Source organism: Bacillus sp. FSL M8-0063, from assembly GCF_038005545.1.
Lineage (GTDB): Bacteria > Bacillota > Bacilli > Bacillales > Bacillaceae_G > Bacillus_A > Bacillus_A wiedmannii.
Genome location: NZ_JBBOTJ010000001.1, coordinates 250,065 through 264,666, shown reverse-complemented (window position 1 = coordinate 264,666; position 14,602 = coordinate 250,065). Strand labels below are relative to the sequence as shown.

The 14,602-nt window shown below is 34.5% G+C and carries 12 protein-coding genes and 1 pseudogene; 4 read left to right on the top strand and 9 right to left on the bottom strand.

Annotated elements, in window-relative coordinates:
• The first annotated feature begins 9 nt into the window (after positions 1-9).
• Positions 10-1,473 (top strand): sensor histidine kinase, encoded by a 1,464-nt coding sequence (locus tag MKX31_RS01270; RefSeq protein ID WP_064477130.1) that lies wholly within the window; start codon positions 10-12, stop codon positions 1,471-1,473.
• Between the two features lie 145 nt (positions 1,474-1,618).
• Positions 1,619-2,131, top strand: a complete 513-nt coding sequence (locus tag MKX31_RS01265) for a GNAT family N-acetyltransferase (protein WP_000351216.1) — start codon at positions 1,619-1,621, stop codon at positions 2,129-2,131.
• A gap of 33 nt (positions 2,132-2,164) precedes the next feature.
• Here MKX31_RS01265 and pdxR read toward each other — a convergent pair whose 3' ends face one another.
• Entirely contained in the window at positions 2,165-3,565 is a 1,401-nt protein-coding gene (gene pdxR, locus MKX31_RS01260; RefSeq protein ID WP_340979751.1) for a MocR-like pyridoxine biosynthesis transcription factor PdxR, read from the bottom strand.
• 120 nt (positions 3,566-3,685) lie between these two features.
• Between pdxR and MKX31_RS01255 the strand changes: the two genes are divergently transcribed.
• Both MKX31_RS01255 and MKX31_RS01250 read left to right on the top strand, forming a co-directional pair.
• Positions 3,686-4,612: a DMT family transporter gene (locus MKX31_RS01255; RefSeq protein WP_149174051.1), complete on the top strand. Its 927-nt coding sequence runs from the start codon at positions 3,686-3,688 to the stop codon at positions 4,610-4,612.
• A gap of 115 nt (positions 4,613-4,727) precedes the next feature.
• A complete protein-coding gene (locus MKX31_RS01250) occupies positions 4,728-5,252 on the top strand; it encodes a DUF4871 domain-containing protein (protein WP_078183466.1) in 525 nt (174 codons plus the stop codon).
• A gap of 290 nt (positions 5,253-5,542) precedes the next feature.
• Here the strand turns inward: MKX31_RS01250 and MKX31_RS01245 are convergent, their stop codons facing one another.
• The 8 genes and pseudogenes from MKX31_RS01245 to MKX31_RS01215 all read right to left on the bottom strand — a co-directional run bounded on the left by MKX31_RS01245 (position 5,543) and on the right by MKX31_RS01215 (position 14,477).
• Complete coding sequence (locus tag MKX31_RS01245; protein ID WP_098102959.1) at positions 5,543-6,742, bottom strand: NAD(P)-dependent malic enzyme; 1,200 nt, start codon at positions 6,740-6,742, stop codon at positions 5,543-5,545.
• 59 nt (positions 6,743-6,801) lie between these two features.
• On the bottom strand, positions 6,802-8,148 hold the full coding sequence (locus tag MKX31_RS01240) for a 2-hydroxycarboxylate transporter family protein (protein WP_000512725.1): 1,347 nt from the start codon (positions 8,146-8,148) through the stop codon (positions 6,802-6,804).
• Positions 8,149-8,270: 122 nt separating this feature from the next.
• On the bottom strand, positions 8,271-8,978 hold the full coding sequence (locus MKX31_RS01235; RefSeq protein ID WP_048541629.1) for a response regulator: 708 nt from the start codon (positions 8,976-8,978) through the stop codon (positions 8,271-8,273).
• A 2-nt stretch (positions 8,979-8,980) separates the two neighbouring features.
• Entirely contained in the window at positions 8,981-10,579 is a 1,599-nt protein-coding gene (locus MKX31_RS01230) for a sensor histidine kinase (protein ID WP_064477137.1), read from the bottom strand.
• 78 nt (positions 10,580-10,657) lie between these two features.
• Positions 10,658-11,476, bottom strand: a complete 819-nt coding sequence (locus MKX31_RS29190) for a methyl-accepting chemotaxis protein (RefSeq protein WP_433848330.1) — start codon at positions 11,474-11,476, stop codon at positions 10,658-10,660.
• A 120-nt stretch (positions 11,477-11,596) separates the two neighbouring features.
• Positions 11,597-12,610: pseudogene (locus MKX31_RS29185) on the bottom strand (HAMP domain-containing protein); the annotation flags it as partial.
• Positions 12,611-12,892: 282 nt separating this feature from the next.
• A complete protein-coding gene (locus MKX31_RS01220; RefSeq protein ID WP_142289316.1) occupies positions 12,893-13,642 on the bottom strand; it encodes a C39 family peptidase in 750 nt (249 codons plus the stop codon).
• Positions 13,643-13,655: 13 nt separating this feature from the next.
• On the bottom strand, positions 13,656-14,477 hold the full coding sequence (locus MKX31_RS01215; protein ID WP_078183464.1) for a transporter: 822 nt from the start codon (positions 14,475-14,477) through the stop codon (positions 13,656-13,658).
• Positions 14,478-14,602: the final 125 nt, after the last annotated feature.

Here is a 14,602-nt window from a genome sequence, read left to right as displayed (position 1 = left end):
GGTGAGAAAATGAGTAAACTTTCCCTTAAAATTGGGACATACTTTTTAATATTAGCTTTATGTATTGAAACAATTGCTTTCGTATCTTTTTACAAAAGCATTTCAACAATGCGGATTGAGGAAGAAACACTTGCTCTTTTAGAAAAAGGTAATCGCTATAGTAAAAAAATTACAAGCCGCACAAAGTGGAATGCAATTGCTAAAGAAAAGCAACACCCCGAACGCGCTGAATACAATAAAAACCCTAACCGTCCTATGTATCCAGATTTCGATATCGCGGATGCAGCTGCACACTTAGTAGAATCAGAATTAATTGCTAACTCTGATATAGCTATCATACTAACAGACAATAATGGCAAAATTATTTCCACTTCAGAACCCGTAACAAAGGCAATGCAGAAACAACTTACTTGTAAAACAGAACCTATTCCAAAAGGCGGATTAATCGTCGAAAAGAACTGGAAAAAATCAAAATTCATCACAACGGTAAGCCCACTTAACACAGAAGAGTTTCAAGGAAAGTTATATATGTTATTAAAAACATCTTTCTTAGAAAATATGTTACTTAAACTCATGAATCAATTTCTTATCATTAGTGTTGTGACAATTATTTTAACGACTATTTCTGTCTTTGTTTTTTCTCGTGTTATTACAGAACCACTTATAAAAATGAAGAGGGCAACAGAAAAAATGTCAAAATTAAATACACCAATTCAATTAGGTATTAAACGGAATGATGAGCTTGGCAGCTTAGCAAAAACGATCGAAGATTTATCCAGTGAACTGACTTATATGAAAAAAGAAAGAAATGAATTTCTCGCTAGTGTTGCCCATGAACTATTAACTCCATTGACCTATATGAAAGGTTATGCGAAGGTAGCAAAGAGGGATTCTTTAACGAAAGAAGAGCGTGAAGAATACTTACAGATCATTGAGGATGAAACAGATAGTGTAACCGATCTCGTCCAAGATTTATTTATGCTAGTGCAATTAGAACAACATCAGTTTGTTATAAAAAAACAAAAAGTGATCCTTAAACCATTTTTAGAACGAATGGTTGAAAAAACAAAAACAACATTAACTAACAAACAAATGCAACTCCATGTATATTGCAAAGATGATTTAGAAGTTTGCATAGACGAAAGACGTATGGAACAAGTTATGTTAAATTTATTACACAATGCTTATCAACATTCACCAGAAAACACATCTATTACGATACGTGTACTCACGGAAACAGATTCTTTTACAATAAATGTAGACGATGAAGGAGAAGGTATTCCTGAAGAAGATATCTCACATATTTTTGATCGTTTTTATCGTGTTGATAAATCCAGAACGAGAGCTACTGGAGGAAAAGGTATCGGGCTAGCTGTTGCAAAAGAAATTGTAGAATTGCATAACGGTTCCATTCTAGTAACAAGCCAATTAGGAGTAGGGACAAACTTTAGAATCAAGCTACCATTTGAATAAGATGCGTGTGAAAACACCAGTAGTAGTAAACACTACTGGTGTTATTTTGTTCATAAAATCAGCTCATATAAGCTAACCTTTTGAAATTATTCTTATTTCAATATAAAATAAAGTTACATTTGCAAAGATTTGGAGGGTGATATAATTGGATATCCATGTATTAACAAAAGACGAAGCAGAAATTTACTTAGAACTTCGTGTAGAAGGATTAAAGCAAAACCCTGAAGCTTTCAGCTCTTCTTATGAAGATATTATTAATAAAGAGTGTGCGATTGAATATAAAGCACAAAAATTAGCACAAGATGAAAACTATACGCTAGGTGCATTTAAAGATGGACAATTAATCGGAGTTGCAACGCTGGAAACGAAACCATATGTAAAACAAGAACATAAAGCTAAAATTGGTTCTGTATATGTGTCTCCAAAAGCACGCGGACTTGGAGCAGGAAAAGCACTTATTAAAGAATGTCTTGAACTTGCTAAATCTTTAGAAGTAGAACAAGTTATGCTTGATGTTGTTGTTGGCAACGATGGTGCGAAGAAACTTTATGAATCATTAGGATTTAAAACATTCGGTGTGCAAGAACGTTCATTAAAATATAACGGACAATATTGGGACGAAGAGCATATGGTCTTATTCTTAGATGAAAATAAATAATAAAAAACATCCTCATGCTTGGAGGATGTTTTTTTACTTTCTTGTATACCATGCCTTATGTAATAATTGAATCGCTTTCGCAATTTCTTCTTCTGATAAAATCGCAAACCCAAGTAAAACTACATTTTCAGGCGCAGTACCGTCTTTATAGTACGTAGAAACAGGATATATTTTAATACTATATTTCGCAGCTTCTTGAATTAGTTCTTCTTCTCGCATTCCATTATGCACTTGTAATAAAATGTGTAATCCAGAATCTTCTCCTATCACTTCAACACGATTAGAGAAATACTTCTCTATTTCAAAAACAAGTCGATCCCTCTTTTTTCGGTAAACGACACGCATTTTATGAATATGTTTTTCCCAATAGCCTTCATTGAAAAACCTTCTTATCACTTCTTGGTCCATTCTTGAAACACTTTGCGTATAAAATAAATATTCCTTTTGATACTTTTCAATTACATTCTTCGGTAATACGATATAACTCATCCGTAATGAGGGTAACAACGCTTTTGATAGCGTCCCCATATAAATAACTTTCCCATCTGTATCTAATCCTTGCAGTGCCGGAATTGGCTTTCCTGAATAACGAAATTCACTATCGTAATCATCTTCAATAATATACCTGCCTTCTTCTTTCTTCGCCCATTGTAAAAGCTGCGTCCTTCTCGTAATAGGCATAATCATTCCATATGGGAATTGATGAGAAGGTGTAACATATACAACATTTGCATCGCTATTTTCTAAATCTGCCATACAAATTCCGTCCCTATCTAAAGACAACATTTGAACCTTCTTTTCTCCCTGTTCAAAAACGACCATTTTCCTATGATAACCTGGGTTTTCAACCGCATAGTTACTTCCCTTCAACAACTGAAAAAGTAACTTCACTAATATTTGTGTTCCCGCCCCTAATACAATTTGACTAGCTGAACAACGCACACCTCTAGATTCATACAAATAGCTCGCAATTTCCTCCCTTAAGCTCAATTCCCCTTGAGGGTGTCCAAGAAAAAGCAACTCATTATTATGCGGCTGCCATACATCATTTATAAGCTTACGGTACATAGTGAACGGAAAAGTATTCGTATCAACTCCTGTTTGGGTGAAATCAAATTTATAGTTCTCCTCCCGAAACGGTACTTCTTCTACTTTCGCTTCGCTTCCTTCTACATAAATCATTTGTTCAATTTTACATACAAAATAACCTTTTCTCGATGCCGATTCAATATAACCTTCTGCAAGTAATTGCTCGTAAGCTGCTTCTACTGTATTCTTACTCACTTGTAAATAGCTCGCCAGCTTTCTTTTAGCAGGTAATTTTGTAAAAGCCGGAATCGTTCCATCTTTAATCTCTTTTTTTATATACTCATACAATTGCACATACAATGCTATTTTACTTTTCGTATTTAAATTAGGCGTTAATTCTAACATAATATCTGACCCCTTAATAAAACTAAAATCTGATACTTTTTACAGTACCAGAAGTTATATATAATTCCTTGTATCATGTCACACATAAAAAATCAAATACTCGAGAGGGGATGCATGATCATGAACAACAATAGACGGATTGGACTCATTATGATTATTACAGGAGCTACCTTATGGGGATTATCTGGCCCGATGATTCAGTGGCTATTTCAACATACTAACGTATCATCAATTGATTTTTTAACAATTCGCTTGTTGCTTGCGGGAATATTTATTTTATCTTTCTTACTTATAAAGAAACAAAACATATTTCAAATTTGGAAACATCCGAGATATGCTATACAACTTATTATTTTCTCTATTCTCGGTATGCTCGGTGCACAATATGCCTTTATCGAAACAGTTCATATTAGTAATGCGGTCACAGCGACATTATTTCAATTTCTAGGTCCTGTTCTTATTACCATTTATGTCGCATTTGGACAAAGAAAATTCCCTGCTTCTATGCCACTACTCGCAATTATAACTGCCCTAACAGGAACGTACTTTATTATTACAAACGGTTCAATTGAAAATATTGTTTTATCGAAAGAAGCCATTATTTTCGGCCTATTAACAGCAATTGGCTTTGCATTTTATACCCTTCATCCAGCTTCTCTTATTAAAGAATGCGGAACAACTGTAGTAATTGGCTGGGGGATGTTAATCGGTGGCATTGCCCTACTTATTTGTAATCGCTCGTTTGAATGGAATCAGCTTTCACAAACTTTTACACCAAAAACTTTTTCTATGCTTATTCTTATCATCATAAGTGGCACTCTTTCTTTCCTCCTTTATATCGGTAGTCTGAAATATTTAGCAGCAACAGAAACGAGCATTTTATCTAGCATTGAACCACTTGTAGCTGCCATCGTGTCAATCGCTTGGCTAAATGAATCCTTTGGAGCATATCAATTATTAGGCGGCGTATGTATCGTTCTTTCTGTTATTTTCTTAACGATGCCGCAAAAAGAGAATGAACCGACTTTTACAACTGAACAAATATAGAAAATGTCAAAAGAGGTCGTACAAAACTTACGACCTCTTTTTATACTTTAAAGGAATTGTCCCGCTTTCTAGCAAATACAATTACACTAACAATAAAAATTAGGAGTGTGACACCATGAAAAAAATCGGAACTATGCTACTTTTCTCTTTTCTCATCGCTGGATGCACACAAGCGCAACCTGATTCAGAAGCACCTAAAAAAGAAGCCATCGCAACGTCATCCACTCAAGTTAATGCACCTTCCTTCTTTCATCTTAGCGTTTTAAAAGATGTAAATTGGGAAGAAACACCCTCCTTCATACAAGAAAAAATACCTTTAAAAGGCATCGAAGAAAAAATCGCAATGGCTGATAGTCCTATTATCGCAAATGAAAAAAATGAAATGATGTGGTACTTTTTAGATACTGAAATGCCAACTGGAAAACTATCTATTATTGCACTAAAACAAGGATCAATAACTCCAACACCCGTACTCTTTCAACAAGAAACTTCCAAACCAACTTGGACCACTTCAAATACAATTGATTCTACTACAAACGAACTCCCTCTCACTATGTCACTACCTTCATCTGGATTATGGGTATTAAATATATATGTGAATGAAGAATATTATGATCAGTTTGTAATTACTGCTGAGTAAAGTTACAAAACTAAAACACTTTCTTACAACAATGTAATTTCTACGTCATATACTTCGATAGTGTAAGTATCTCTCTTCTCTTATACTTAAAGTAAGAAATGGCACAAGGAGAGATGAAAAAAATGATAGAAGTGATCGTAGCAGTAACTGAGGTTTTAGTAAATGGTAAACAAGTTGCAATGGAATTAAATAAATAGTGAAGACACACAAATAAATAATTTTACACTTCTTCATTATTTTGATTTCTTATCTCAAAAAAGCAGTGCCTTTTTAGGCACTGCTTTTAGCTATTAATAGCTTGGTATTTTCATAATTTGCGCCACACCTGAATCAATAGCTGCTTTCGCTACAGCTTCCGCAACACTTGGAACAATTCTTTTATCTAACGGATTCGGGATTACATAATTCGCATTACGTTCTTCGTCCGTAATGATGTTAGCGATCCCATATGCTGCCGCTAATTTCATCTCTTCTGTAATATCAGTCGCGCGCACATCTAACGCACCACGGAATATCCCTGGGAACGCCAATACATTATTTACTTGATTCGCATAATCCGAGCGCCCGGTTCCTACTACAGCTGCCCCAGCCTCTAATGCATCCTCTGGGAAGATTTCTGGAATTGGATTCGCCATAGCAAACACAATTGCTTTCTCATTCATCGTTTGTACAAGTTCTTTCGTTAATACGTTAGGAGCAGATACGCCAATAAAAATATCAGCTTGATGAATCGCTTCTTTTAACGTTCCACGCACATATTCTCGATTTGTCTTTTTTGAAACTTCAATTTGCGCTTCGTTCATCCATGATTCACCTTCACAAACAATACCTTCTAAGCTAACTAACGTAATGTGCTTTGCACCAGCCTTTAATAATAATTTTCCAATTGCAATCCCTGCCGAACCCGCACCGTTAATAACAATTTTCACATTATCCATTTGTTTGCTAACAACTTTTAATGCATTAATAACAGCTGCTAAGACGACAATAGCGGTTCCATGTTGATCATCATGGAATACAGGAATATTCGTTTCTGCTTTTAATCGCTTTTCAATTTCAAAACAACGTGGTGCCGCAATATCTTCTAAGTTAATTCCTGCAAACGTAGGCTCTAAATTTTTCACAAGGGTAACGATTTCATCCACATCAGTCGTACCTAAACATAACGGGAAAGCATCTACATTCGCAAAGTTCTTAAATAAAATACTCTTCCCTTCCATAACAGGCATAGCTGCTTTCGGTCCAATATTCCCTAAACCAAGTACCGCTGTTCCATCCGAGACAACTGCCACCATATTACCACGTGCCGTATAGTCATACACTGCTTCTTCATCCGCCGCAATTGCTTTGCAAGACTCCGCTACACCTGGTGTATATGTCAGGCTTAAATCATCCGCTGAATTTACTTCTACTTTACTTGTAATTTCAATTTTCCCTACTAATTCTTTATGCAGTAACAATGATCTTTCATTAATTTGATTTTCTAACATACTTATAATCTCCCCTTAATTTGACAAGCTAGCTATATGAATATAGCTAGCTTGTTTGATCATGAAAACATTTTTAATAAAATTGTCGCTGTTACAACCATTGCTGCCCCGCCTAAACGTGTTGAAATTTGCGCAAACGGCATTAATTCCATACGATTTGAAGCTGATAAAATAGCAACATCTCCAGTTCCACCTAAACCACTATGACATCCAGTTACAATTGCTGATTCAACTGGATACATTTTCATCACTTTCCCTACAAGAAAACCTGATGCTACCATTGTAAGAACAACTGATGCGCACACAACAACATATCCTACTGAAAGAACTGCTGCTACGTCTTTTAACGGAATATATAGCAATCCTAGTCCAACCATTAACGGCCAAGTTAAATTCTTCGAAATGAATTTATATAAATGGAATGCTCCTTGCTCCATTTTTGCTGGCATTAATTTAAAGTATTTCACAAGTGCTGCTGAGAAAATCATAATGATTGCCCCAGGAATACCGATGAACTTAGAAGCAAATCCTCCGAAGATAAAGAACGTACACGCAATTAATAAACCTGCTCCCATTAATGAGAAGTCAATTGGCTTCTCTGTATTTTGTTCTTTTAATAACTCTGCCTGATTGTCTGTTTTCACTAATACACCGTTACCACTAAGCTCCGGTTTCTTCTCACCTAAACGCTTCATATACCCTGCACTCACGATTGCGAACATATTTCCAATAATAGCCGCTGGAATAAGCTGTGATACAAACGTTGCTGATGATTCATTTAAAATATCACTATAAGCTAGCGACAATGGTAAAATCCCTTCCCCTATACCACCACTCACAATTGGTACGATGATAAAGAAGAATGTTTGCTTCATTTCAAATCCAAATAGTGAACCGACCAATAATCCTACCGCTACCGAAGCTAACGTCCCTACTACTAAAGGTATAAACATACGAACGAAACCTTGTACTAACACTTTACGATTCATTCCTAAAATACTTCCGACTACTAAACAAGAAATATATAAATATAAAAAGTTCGATTTTTTCATTAACATAGTCGCAGCTTCCATTGAAGCTGGATTCATCCAGTTAAAAAATACAAGTAATGATGGAATAAATAACGAAAGTATTGCCGGACCGCCGATATTTTTTAAAATTGGAATTCTCATTCCAATGTCGCCTAAGAAAATACCCATGATCATAATAACTGCAAATCCACCAATCATATCTGCTGGCAATTTATTATATACAGATGCCCCATAAATAATAGCAGCCAATACTACATATAACGGTAAAGGTATAACACCGATTTTTACATTCATAATTTTAGAAGCGAAAGATTCTCTTTGTACTTCATTTCCTTCAGAAAATGATACCGCTTCCACATTCTTTTGAATTCCCATATGGCACCCCCTTGTTTTCTTAATAACAATATTAAAACGCTTTCAATAGTAAAAATAGTTTTTGTAAGTTTTGTAATTGATTTTGTAATTAAAAAAAGTATAAGCGACTTATAATAAGTCGCTTATACGTAAAACTCTATTTTATTTTTGTCAATACATCTTAATTTACTCACTGGTCTTCCTACGTGTTGATACACCATTTCGTTTTCTAATACTCCAATTTCAGTCAAAAACATTACATACTTTCGAATAGAAACTCTTGAAACTCCAACTAATTGCGCCATTTCATCTGTTGTAAACGCTCGTCCATTCAGCGACTCGATCTTCTGCCAAATTAATTGCATCGTTTGCTTCGTTAATCCTTTCGGAAGCTCTTTAGTGACCGTAGGCTCTCTTTTTTCTTTTTGCAAAATTAACGAATCTAATTCCGATTGACTAATTTTTTGTTGTTCTTTCATGAAAGTAAGTTTTTCTCGATATATAGTTAATGCCTTTTTAAATCGTTCAAATGTAAATGGTTTAATTAAATAATCTACTACACCATATTGTAATGCTTTTTTAATACTCCCCATATCATGTACAGCTGAAATCATCATAATATCGATTTCTTTTTCTTGGTTCCGAATATACATTAAAAGCTCAAATCCAGTTTCTTCAGGCATAAAAATATCAAGTAATACTAAATCTACTCGTGATTCCTCTAATACTTCTATCGCTTCTTTAACGGAGTTAACTGCTTGAACAAGTTCAAACCCTCCTACTTGCTCTAAATAATGCGTATTTAACATTGCTACCATCGGGTCATCTTCTACAATTAAAACTTTAATCATATTTACCTCTCATCCCTACCTTTAGGTATTTCAATTGTTATCGTTGTTCCCTTTCCTACTAATGAATGCATATGAATTTCCCCATTTATTCGCTGTATACTTTCTTTTACAAGATACAAACCATAACCACGGTTATCTCCCTTTGTGGAATAACCTTTCGTAAATAATGCCCCTATTTCTTCTTCTGGTATACCTTTCCCCGTATCTTGTACTGTAATGATTAATGCATCCCCATATTGTATCTCAAGTTCAACTTGCTTCTTCTCACAATTCGTCACTGCCTCTAATGCATTATCAATTAAATTTCCGACAATCGTAATCAGTTCATGAGTAATACTTTCATCATCCATTTCTGGCATGTAAGAATCTTCACTTATGATTAATTTTATGTTTTTCTCTCTAGCATAGCTAAATTTTCCAAGTAAAAAGCCAGCAAATACTGGACTTTTTATTCTTTTCATAACCCCACCAATTTCATATTGATGCTCTGATACCATACCGCTTATATACTTTTGTAATTCTTCATACTGCTTCATATGTGTAAGCCCTAATACGACATGCATTTTATTCATAAATTCATGCGATTGTGCCCGTAATGCTTCCGCATATAGCCTAATACCAGTTAATTCTTCTGCTAATTTTCTAATCTCTGTTTTATCACGAAATGTTGCAATTGCACCAACTATTTCTCCTTTTACATATAAAGGAACACGATTCGTCACAATCGTAATTCCATAAATATTTTGTTCTTCGTTTAATTGTACCTCTCCCGTTTGTAATATTTCTTTTATACGTGAATTAGGCATATACAACTCAACATCTTTACCGATAAAATCTTCTTCAAGTCCACTTTTCTTAAACAATCGTTTTGCCTCATTATTTATTAAAGTTACATTGGCTTCCTTATCTACAGCAATAATACCTTCCTTTACAGATTGTAGCATCGTATTTCTTTCTTCAAGAATCTTCGCTATCCTGTGAGGTTCAAGACCGAATAAACTTTTCTTTATATGTCTAGCTAGCAATATTGCTCCTATAATTCCGACTAGTACTCCAACTCCGACACCAATGTAAATGATATGTCTACTTTCCTTAACTCTCTCTTTTACATTATCTGCTGAAATACCAACGGCCACCGCTCCAAGTTGTTCACCTGTTTCAGAAAATACAGGTACAAACACTCGCATTGAAATACCTAAAGTTCCTTCTGCCAGCGATACATGTTCCTTTCCTTTCAATGCAGGCCCTTCATCTCCCCCAATAAAATGATGGCCTATTTTTTGAGGATTTGGATGTGATTTTCTTATTCCATTCATGTCCATAACTACAATAAATTGAACACCTGTGTTTTTTAATATTCTATTTGTATACGTTTGGATTGCAGAAGTATCTGCCTTCCCAATCAAACCATCGATTACAATTGAATCATTCGCCACAATGTGTGCAATTGTTTTTGCTTTCTCTGCTTGGCTATCCTCCGTCGTCCGTTCTACATTATGACTAATTAATATATCTGTCACAAGTAAAGAAAAAATTACAACTGTACAAACTAACAATGTAATCGTTTTCCATAAATTCCATAGTCTTTTTCTTTTTTTCATCCCGTTAATGACTCCCCTAATTGCTGAATAGAAAAATAAGTAAGGTGAAAATAATATCACCTTACTTATCTGCTGTTATTATACTTTAAATTTACTAGTCATCGCTTGTAGTTCTTCGGCCATCCCAGCTAAGTTTTGCGAAGCTGAACTAATTTCTTCCATTGAATTCACTTGTTCTTCTGTTGAAGCAGCAACACTTTGCATACTAGCTGTATTTTCTTCTGCAGCCGCTGCAATTTCATCAATAGCATTTGTCACTTCATTTGCATCTCCAGCAATTCTCTTCGTTGTTTCTACCATTTGATTAACTTGAGAAACAATATGTGTAGTAGAACTTAAAATTTCCGTAAAACTTGCTTTCGTTTTCGTTACAACATCAAGGCCTTGTTGAACTTCTCCATTCACATTATCCATTGCCTTAACAGTATGTTCAATATCCGCCTTAATTTCTGCAATTAAATTTGCAATCTCTCCAGATGATGCTCCTGATTGCTCCGCTAATTTTCTAACCTCATCAGCTACAATAGCAAACCCTCGGCCCTGTTCACCTGCTCTTGCTGCTTCAATAGCTGCATTTAAAGCTAATAAGTTCGTTTGAGTAGCGATGTTTTGAATCGCTTCAGAAATAGCTCCTACCTGCTTTGATTTCTCATCAAGAAGTTTAATAATAGCATCTGAATCGGATACCGATCTAGAAATAGACTGCATTTGTTTTGCTGTTTGTTCAACCAATTCTTCCCCTTCTTCAGCTCTTTCTCTCGCATGTAATGAGGAGATAGAAATTGATTCCGCGCTTCCAGTTACATCTTGAATTGCTGTATTTACTTGTTGTAATGTAGCCGCACCTTCTTCAACACCTTGACTTTGTGATTCAGCCCCACCTGATACTTGTTCCATTGCAATTGTAATTTGATCTGTCGCATCATTTGCTTGCTGTACGCTCGCTGTTAACTCTTCAGCCGATGCAGCGACATGTTCTGCTGAAAAACTAATTTGAGTAATCACATCTTGTAAAGAGGCAGACATTTCATTAAATGAATTCCCTAATTTCCCTATATCATCCTTGGAATGGATTGTAATTTTCTCTGTCAAATCTCCCTTACTAATTTTATGGGCCGAGTCAGCTATTTTTCTTAATGGTCTTGTAATAGACTTTGTAATAAAATAAATTAATACACTACCAAATACAATAGCGATAGCAATGACAATCAAAGTCTTATAAAATACTGGATTCGCAGCTTGGGTAATTTCTTCGTCGAACATAACCCCAACTACTTTCCATCCTGTTTTCTCATTTGTTGCAAAGATTAAATTCTTTTTATCACCTTGTTCTGTATAAGACACATTTCCTTGTTTTTCTTCATAAATTGGTTTAATCCACGGATCAGTAACTTTTGCACCTGGTTTTCTAGATGGATGACTAACAATTTGCTTATTTTGATCTAGAATAACTGCATAACCTTTTTCACCAATGTTAATCATTTTGGAAATTTTTAAGATGTTATCTAAATTTAAGTTAATTCCTATAACACCTTTACCATCTTTTACTTCTTTAGCAATTGTCACTACCATATTTTTAGTAGATGCTGATTGATATGGTGCAGTAACAATTACTTTTCCTTTATTTTCATGTGCTTCTTTATACCAAGATCTATCTGTTGGATTATACCCATCAGCCATTTTGATAAATGGTTCTCTTATAAACTTTCCCGTCTGTGTTCCAATATAAATACCTTCTACTTCTGGATGAAGTTTTATATATTGCGCTAACTTCGTTCTTACTATTTCTTCTTGTCCGTTTGGATATGTATCCTCTGTTAAGACGTCTGCAAAATACGCCGCATCAACAAATTTCTCTTCTATATTTTGAGAAATAACAGTATTTAAAACAGAAATATTTTCCTTTGCTTTACCTGTAATTTGTTGTTCAAAATTTGTTTTGGCAGTTTGATATGAAACACCACCGATAATAAGTCCTGGTATAGTTAAAATAAGAAAAAATGAAATGATTAATTTTTTCTTGATACTCATACATTTAACCCAGTTAAATATTTTTTGCATAATAAGCCTCCTTTATGTAATGTGAATACTTGTGTAATTTTATACAATTAACATATATAAAACAATATATAATGATAACATGTAATTTTTTTGTCAATTATGCATTTTTTCATATTCACTACTTCTAAAGATTTAATCATAAAAAATAAGAGAACTTCAGCTTATATAATAAGCTGAAGTTCTCTTATTTCTTGACAAAAAACACCCACAAAAACTCCTCTTACAGTTCCTTACATCTATTTCCTTACTAATTCATTTAGAGCTTTTCACATAACTAATCGCCTGACTCCCCATTTGCATCCATGCCTTTTCAAATTTTCCTCTCGGCACTTTTACATCTAGGCTATCCTCGAGAGGATCCCGAATATATACAAATTCTTCATCGTATCCAATCAGTACTACACAATGTTCATTATACGTAATAGAAACATCTCCGCTATTTGTTTCCCATGTAGTAAATTCATCTTCATCTAATGGCGCAAATTTTGCATTCGTAATCATAACTACCGGTTGTCCTGATTTTACACTCTTATAAAGTTCTTCTATACTCTTCCCTGTTAAGTCCACAGCTTTATTAGGTAAATACTTTTTCGCTAATTGAAAAAGTGGTCCGTGATATACACCATATCCAGATTCAGAAAAGGTATAAATATTTCCTACAAATCCTTCATTCGGATTCCCACGTACACCATCGTTCATAAAATCAACTTTCTTTATTTCATTTGCTAATTTCATCTTATCCACTGTAATGCCTGCATATTGTAACATCATCGCTAAGCTAGTCACTTCACAGCCTCTATCTAGCTCTGGTAATTGCTGAATTAAAGGTACATTTGATAAGATGACCTTTTCATCATTATTACTAAAATCTGCTTCTTTTCCGCTTTGTATATTGAAGAATGTTAACTTCTCCACATACTTTGTAATGCCATTTGTATATACATTCCATACTGCTATAGCTAGTAAAGCCATACATATATACCACTTCCATCTCCGTATCACTCTCACGCCCTTTTTAGTTCGTTAAATAAGAATAAAACGCGTCAGCATCCGTGCGAATCACCGGTACAAAATTTAGTTCTTTTCCTTTTTCAGGCTGATTTTTTTTAATTTTTTCTGCTAGTTCTTGAACGTTCATATTCATTTTATCCATATTAAGCTCATCTGCCATTTGTAACACTTTTTGTTCATTAATTTCGCTTAATACTTGATATATATCTTTACCATACAAATCAATATGATATTTTTTTGCTTCTTCCTGCACTTTTTGTTCGTACACTTCTTGCGCTAACGTTTCTATCTCTTTTCCTTTTTGTGAAATACCTAACTTCCCTGCTTCCTCTCTTACTTTCGTTCCATAGATTTCTTCCGCAATGTCTTCTATTTCTTTTCCATTTGTCGAAATGCCTAATTTATCCGCTTCATCATTAATTTTAATCGTATTAATTTGATTAATTAAATTTACAATCGTTGTATTCTCTATAGATATGCCTAGCTTTAACGCTTCTTGCTTCACTTTTGTTTCATAGATTTCTTCTGAAAGAGTTCCAACGTCTTTTCCTTCAATCGAAATTCCTAACTGTTCAGCTTCTCTTCCTACTTCCGTCTCATGAATTTCTTTTTCTAGCGTAATTTGTTCTTTCCCTTCCGTTTCAATACCTAGATTCTCCGCCTTTTCTTCTGTATGCACCGCATGTATCTTCCCATTATTTAATTGTTCTTTACTGCGCTGCGTGTAATTTGTCTTTCCTTGTGATGTTTCAGAAGGAGAGGCACCCCCTAATATGCTTAAGCTCATTACTCCAATAGTGAATACCGTCATCATTTTCTTTTTCAAAATTAATTCCTCCCTCTTACACTTTCTTTTCCATCATTCCCTATACATAATCGAAATAACATTATGATCGATATAATCTGCTCAAATACCTTTTTATAATCGCTTCTTCATAGGGCTAACTTTCT

What these genes read in the sequence shown, in the direction of transcription:
- pdxR (WP_340979751.1), bottom strand. Translation starts at nt 3,565, where the DNA reads ATGTTAGAATTAACGCCTAATTTAAATACGAAAAGTAAAATAGCATTG.
- MKX31_RS01245 (WP_098102959.1), bottom strand. Translation starts at nt 6,742, where the DNA reads ATGTTAGAAAATCAAATTAATGAAAGATCATTGTTACTGCATAAAGAA.
- MKX31_RS01235 (WP_048541629.1), bottom strand. Translation starts at nt 8,978, where the DNA reads ATGATTAAAGTTTTAATTGTAGAAGATGACCCGATGGTAGCAATGTTA.
- MKX31_RS29190 (WP_433848330.1), bottom strand. Translation starts at nt 11,476, where the DNA reads ATGGAACAAGTATCAGGTGGGGCTGAATCACAAAGTCAAGGTGTTGAA.
- MKX31_RS01250 (WP_078183466.1), top strand. Translation starts at nt 4,728, where the DNA reads ATGAAAAAAATCGGAACTATGCTACTTTTCTCTTTTCTCATCGCTGGA.
- MKX31_RS01255 (WP_149174051.1), top strand. Translation starts at nt 3,686, where the DNA reads ATGAACAACAATAGACGGATTGGACTCATTATGATTATTACAGGAGCT.
- MKX31_RS01270 (WP_064477130.1), top strand. Translation starts at nt 10, where the DNA reads ATGAGTAAACTTTCCCTTAAAATTGGGACATACTTTTTAATATTAGCT.
- MKX31_RS01230 (WP_064477137.1), bottom strand. Translation starts at nt 10,579, where the DNA reads ATGAAAAAAAGAAAAAGACTATGGAATTTATGGAAAACGATTACATTG.
- MKX31_RS01240 (WP_000512725.1), bottom strand. Translation starts at nt 8,148, where the DNA reads ATGGGAATTCAAAAGAATGTGGAAGCGGTATCATTTTCTGAAGGAAAT.